The following is a 5,866-nucleotide window of genomic DNA, read 5'->3' as shown; positions in this document are numbered from 1 at the left end:
TCCGCGCCGGAGAGAAGGGCTATGCACACGCGAGGAGATCGTGCCGCAGGACGGGCAGACCCTTGATCGGTGAGCGGAATGGACAGTGATGGTCACTTGCTGTGGATCAGCGTGGATCTGATCCACGATCAGGCCGGGTGGAAGCAGAGCTGAGAGGCGTAGGCTTCGATGCAGGATGCTGCCTCCTTCTGGGCGACAGCATCAATCCAGTCCGCAACTGCACCAAAACTGCGTCAGAGCCACAATTGGATGCTGATCGAGGGGCAAACTTCAACGCCGATTGACAGGCTTGGTTCAAATCACAGTAGTTTCAGCGGCCTCCATCGAGTCGAGCCAAGAGGCCAGGATTAGGCGGACCTTAGATCGGGCGGAGATAGGTCCAGGAGCCGCCGCGGCGGTATAGGACAGGCGGCGGAAGATACGGCAGGGGGAACGCCCGAGATCGGTCTAGCGGGTAACGACGAGCGGCCTAGGTCTTCTCTAGTCGTCTTGCCTGCCCAGAACCTGCCCGGCTGGATCAGCAGCCAGTGTCCACTCCGGAGGAACGGCCAACCGAGGAGACGTGGAGATGCGGCCGAAGTTGCGAGAAGAGATTGAGGTAATGGCGCGGGCTATCTGGGTTCGGATGCGCCGGACCGATCGAAAGCCCGAGCAGTGGAACGCACTTCCGGAAGACGAGAAAAGCCGCCCGCGCAGGTTGGCGAGGGCCGCAGCGGAGGCGCTTGCAGTTCACCGCGCGAAAGAAGGAAGTGCCGCACGCGCTGAGCCCAGCGTTAGGTCTGAACCCGATTTGAAGTCAGAAAGAGAACCCGATGCGAACCCGATCGACGACCTGGCCAAACCAGATGGCCTGACGGTCCTGACCCAACACCTCGAGGGGCTCGTGGTGCAGCTCGAGGAGGCTCGGCAGCGAACCGACGAGTTAATCCTCCAGCGCGATGCGGCACTCAACGAGCGCGACGTCGCTCGAGCCGAGCGGGATGTGGCCACGACTCAGATGGAGGTACTGCGAGCTGCACTTGCGGCTGCCGAACAGGACCAGGATCGCTCGGCGGCGAAGCAGCCGCGCAAATGGAAATGGTGGCAGGTATCCTAGCTCTTCTACGGCTTTCTCCGCGGCTGGCCTAGAGCTTACTGGCTGTCCGCTGAGACTGCGATTGGCGAATCGGCCATCCGGTAATGACAATCTACCTATACCCCGGGGCATCTGATCACGAGGCCCTCTGCGCCGGCTTGGCGCGGCTCACAGGTCGTGGTCATGACCGTGAGGCTCGCGGAAGGCGCCAGCTGTCGTTTGATAGTGGGTAAAACCAAAGGGTAAGCCTGACTTGCGATGTTGCAGACATACTCGCCAATTTGAGGCATCCGACCGAGCGCAAACCTCCTAAACCGGCAAGGGAGTTCCCCGGCTCCGCCGGGGATGGTTACTGGCTATCCAACCAAATAGCGATGGAGCCGAGCGATAAAGCCAACACTCCGCAAATGACAGCGGTGATGACGACCTCACGACGTCGTTCCCGCGCTGCGAAATACACAATTGTCAGTAGGAGAGCGGTCGTGGCACAAGCGATCAACCCGTGTCTCACAATTTCGTCGTAGCTCATACTGCTCCCGGTGGTTCGGAACGTGCTGCAGGGAGAAAAAGCTCCGCTACCTGCTCGGCCAAGTCACGCATCCGCTCTCATTCCATTAAACCCTTGCGCATCTGAAACATGGCTGCTCCCGCGGTACCTTCGAGCGTTGTAGTCGTCACAGGCGCTCCCGCGGCGCAAGGAGGTAGATGGCAAGAGCAACTCCGAGCACCAGCCCGAATCCGGTGAACAGCCGCCCATAGATGTCGGCGGGCGCTACGAAGGCGAGTTCGGCGGCTCGGACGTAGCGACCGGACAGCCACTGCCCCAGTCCAGCCCCGAGGAAGAAGACGAGGTTCATCATCGTCACGCCTTGCCCCAGGAGGTGCGTCGGCATGAACGAGCGGGCATGCGCCATCACGATGGCGAAGTGCATCCCGAGGGCCCCAACGAGGAGCAGGAGCCCGAGCGCGAGCGCGCCCGAGCGGTTCCCGAGCAGGCCGAGCACCAGCCACCCCACTACTGTGGCCGCAGTACCGGCCACGACCGTGTATTTGGCGTTGCCGAAGAGTCGGTTCAGCGGAGCGTAGAGCAGCGCGCCTGCCGCAATCGCGAAGCCCATCGCGGTCGCGCCCAGGCTCAGCGCATTCCGCCCGAAGTGGTGAACAGCTTCCAGATAGGGCACGATCCACAACCCGCGTGTGGCGATCACGCAAGCATAACTGACGAGCGCCATCGGGAAGATCGCCCAGAGCGCCCGTATGGCCAGGATCTGCTTCGCCCCGGCGAGAGGCGAGAGCGAGCCGCCGGGTGCCTGGGCGCGGAGCGGATCGCGCAGGACGATGGCGACGCAGGCGAGGCTCGCCGCCGTGATGCCCGCCATTCCGAGCATGGTGGGCCGCCAACCGAACGCCCCAGCCGCAAGCGCCAGCGGCGTGCCGCTCAACGGGTCGCCGAGCGAGCCGATCCCGAGGAGGAGCGACGACATGGTCGCGAACCGGGCGGGCGGATAGCTCCGGGCGATCAAGTAGAAGCCGCTCATCAGAACAGGCCCGCAGCCCGCTCCGATGAGGGTCATCGCCAGGATTCCGTGCCACGGACGCGTCGAAAAAACCAGGAGCACACTACCGACCACGGCCGCGCACAAGCCGAAGAGAAGCGTCCGGCGCGGCCCGAGGCGATCGAGCGCCAGCCCGACCGGGATCTGCGACAGCGCAAAAGCCAGGAGGAAAGCAGCCTGCATGCTCGCGAGCCCAGCGGCGTCGAGCCCGAGGTCGCGCGACAGGTCGCCGGCCACCACGGCCAGGAAGGCGCGGTAGAACTGGCTCAGCACATAGGGGAAGAGAAGAGCGAGGAACATGGAGGAGACCGGCGCGACCCGGAGCGTGAGTCGCATGGGTTCCTAACATGCAGGCACCCGCCCGTCGCTCATCGCATGTCGCTCAAACGAAACCTCGTGCTCCGGCTCCCACCGTTCCCGTGAACCTCCCCGACCAAGCGCGTTGCGCTGTGGTCGGGGCTTCCCGGCGGCTCGGGGACGCACCCTCTGCCGCGGGAAGACTTTTGTCACGAGGGATCCCTAGGCGGCCAGCGCCGTCCTGTCGTTCATCTTCGGCCGCAGCAGAGGCCACAGCGCCAGCGTGTGCGCCGCATGCAGGTCGGCATCGGCACGCAGGCCATCAGCCCTCGCCACGAAGACCGGTCCGCGCCGCTGCGCCTTGTCCACGACCCCAAACCGCACGTCCGTGCAACTCGTCCAGAAGGACGGCACCACCACCTCGGGAATCCCGTTCCATTTCAGCTTGTTCGACGCGCGCCGGATATACTGCCCCTTCGCGCCGTTGTTGATCATCCGGTTGAAGGTCCGCCCCTTGTAGGCGGGACTGTCCTTCTCCTCCGCCATCACCGTGAGGTGCTCGCGCACCACGGCGGCGTTCCACTGCCGGGCCAGTGCCGCCTCCTCCGACGTTATGTACCCGAACCAGCTTTTCTTGAGGCCGTCGATTGCCCGGTATTCGCGTCGGCGGCACTCCTTCAGCCGGCCCACATGAGCGAGCAGCCGCTGCAGCCGCCTGATCCACCCCGCCAGCATGCGGTCGTCCGTCTCCGTCGCGAGGTCAACGAGGGTCTCGGCAGGCCGGCCCAGCACACGGTTGATGTTGGCTTTGATCCGCCCGATCCGGTTGTAGGTGCGGTCGATCTCCGAGCGCAGCGCATCGATGGTCTCGCAGCGGACGTTGATCGCGTTCAGGAAGTCGGAGCCGTCGAGCAGGAGCGCCTCGAGTAACTCGCCGTCGTGGACGTGCCGCTCGAGATAGGCCTTCGCCTCGGCCTTGCTCCAGTCCTTCGCCCGCGTGAGCAGCCCCTCGTCGAGATCGGCATCCTTCCTGACCACCGCGAACGCGCAGGTGTTGCGGTAGCCGAAGTCGCGGGCCAGAAGGTGCGTGACCTCTGGAAGCGGCTTCACGCGCGGCTTCTTTGAGAGCACGCCCTTCACCTCAACTGAGTTTTGGCCCAGCTCGAGGCAGAGCGAGCCGATCTCGACCTCCTGCGGATCAGCCGTGCCGATCAAGGTCTGGAGCGGCGCCTGGCGCAGCACGGCGCGGACCAGCAACGGCGCTTGGCGGGCCAGCGGAGCGGCGACGAGCAGCGGCACGACGATGGGTGTGCCGTCGCTCAGGACCCGCGGCACTGACGCTGTGAGCCGCTGCGTCAGCGCCTGCCAGGCCGCCTTGTTGGATTCCGCCTCTCCTTTCGGCACGCAGCGGAAGTCGAGGTGGAGCTGCACGACGGTGTCGGGATGGTCCTGCCACGCGGGATGGCGGAACTTCGCCTCGACCGCCTCGACGAGCGCCAGCAGAGCGTCCGCGTGCAGAGCCGAGAGGTTGGCCGTGCCGTCGCGCACTTGGCGCAGAAACGCCAGGGCGCCCCGGAAGTCGAAGGATGCCGTAAGCTGCTTGAGCGCGGCGACATCACCGTCCGTCAGCTTGCGCGACCACTCCTCGGGCAGGTTGACGAGGCGGCGGGTGCCGTCCTCGAGCGGCTTGTCCCCAACGGTGTCGAGGTGCTTCAGACGGCCGAACAGATTGCCGCGCGCCCGCCTGTGGTGCTCGACGACGGCGGCCTTGGCGCTGATCCTGGCCTTCTCGGCCCAGACGGAACTCAACCGCCCCTTGAGCTCGGCCTGCGCGGCGAGCATCACCCGGTCGAGGTCCTTGCCGTCCGGGAGCTCGTCAAGGATCGGGAGGCGGATCCGGCTCGCAAAGTGGTTAGCGGCAACAATCCATGCCGCGCGGAGCGTCAGCCAGCTCGCGTCGGCCGGCAGGGCGCCCAGTCGCACCATGCGCTTGTCGTGTGTCCTGCGCGCGCCCTTGCCGTACGCCATGCCATCTTCGCGTTTGTTCAGCTTCCGTTCTCTCCTGGAAGGGGCGGGCTGTCAACGGTCAAGCTCAAGACGCGCATTCCTCCCCGGCCAAACGCTCCGCGTTGGCCCGGGGTATCCTGCGCAACAAGGATGAAGCCAGCGCTAACCTTTGCCAGTGACGCCCGAGGAACGTGCCGGAGAACGGATTGACGAACTGCTCCGCGCGGTCGGGCGAGCCGTTCAGGACTAAGCAGCGCTTCGTAGGCTGTCACACGAAGGCGTTTGGGTGCGCTCGCGGTTCATGGTGATGACGGCGTGATGGATGGTTGCTTCGAGGTCCTTGGCATCGGCGAACGTCCTGTGGGCGAGATAGTGACGCTTCAGGTCACGCCAGGCGCGTTCAATCTCGTTCAATTCAGGTGCATATTTGGGCAACCACTCGACTGTGAGCCAGGGGCGGGCGGCGAACGCCTTGGTGGTCAGCTTGCTGGTGTGGACGGGGCCATTGTCGAGGACCAGCACTACCGGCCGGATCGGCCCGCTCGCCTCTGGCCCGTAGCGGCGCTCGATCGTTTCGAGGAGCGCCACGAAATCGGCGCTGCGCTTGGTGCACGCGGTGTGCACGCTTACCTCGCGCGTGACGGCGTCGAGCGCGCCCATCAGGGCAACCTTCTTGGCCTGGCCCGGCGCCTGGATCCGCAGATCGGCGCCGCGCCGTGCCCAGGCCTGGGCGAGATACGGATGGGTGAGCGCCTCCGCCTCGTCACCAAACAGCAGGGTGATGTCGCCGGCTGCCGCCTGCGCCTTGCGCAGACGAAGCCGCAACCCGATGCGGTCAACGGCGTCCCGATCCTGCCGACCGGTCAGCGCGTGCCGGGGCCGCCGCCAACGGAACCCCCTTTTTCCCGCAACAGAAGACTCAGCCGGGATG

At 65.3% G+C, this 5,866-nt stretch carries 4 protein-coding genes; 1 reads left to right on the top strand and 3 read right to left on the bottom strand.

Features of this window, described 5'->3' with window-relative positions; all coding sequences use genetic code 11:
• Window positions 1-790: 790 nt before the first annotated feature.
• Window positions 791-1,096 carry a hypothetical protein gene (locus BN1233_RS49115; RefSeq protein WP_147707166.1) on the top strand — a complete coding sequence of 102 codons (306 nt, stop codon included), beginning with the start codon at window positions 791-793 and terminating at the stop codon, window positions 1,094-1,096.
• Between the two features lie 653 nt (window positions 1,097-1,749).
• Here BN1233_RS49115 and BN1233_RS11570 read toward each other — a convergent pair.
• The 3 genes from BN1233_RS11570 to BN1233_RS11560 all read right to left on the bottom strand — a co-directional run.
• Complete coding sequence (locus BN1233_RS11570; protein ID WP_048707816.1) at window positions 1,750-2,967, bottom strand: MFS transporter; 1,218 nt, start codon at window positions 2,965-2,967, stop codon at window positions 1,750-1,752.
• Window positions 2,968-3,150: 183 nt separating this feature from the next.
• The gene (locus tag BN1233_RS11565) at window positions 3,151-4,956 is read right to left on the bottom strand and encodes a hypothetical protein (RefSeq protein ID WP_046863660.1); all 1,806 of its coding nucleotides are present in this window, start codon (window positions 4,954-4,956) and stop codon (window positions 3,151-3,153) included.
• Window positions 4,957-5,181: 225 nt separating this feature from the next.
• Window positions 5,182-5,866, bottom strand: a 685-nt coding sequence (locus BN1233_RS11560; RefSeq protein ID WP_048707813.1) for an IS630 family transposase, incomplete at its 5' end; no start/stop codon positions are given.

Origin of the sequence: Microvirga massiliensis, from assembly GCF_001006805.1 — a bacterium.
GTDB lineage: Bacteria > Pseudomonadota > Alphaproteobacteria > Rhizobiales > Beijerinckiaceae > Microvirga > Microvirga massiliensis.
This window is presented reverse-complemented; position numbering and strand designations above follow the sequence as displayed.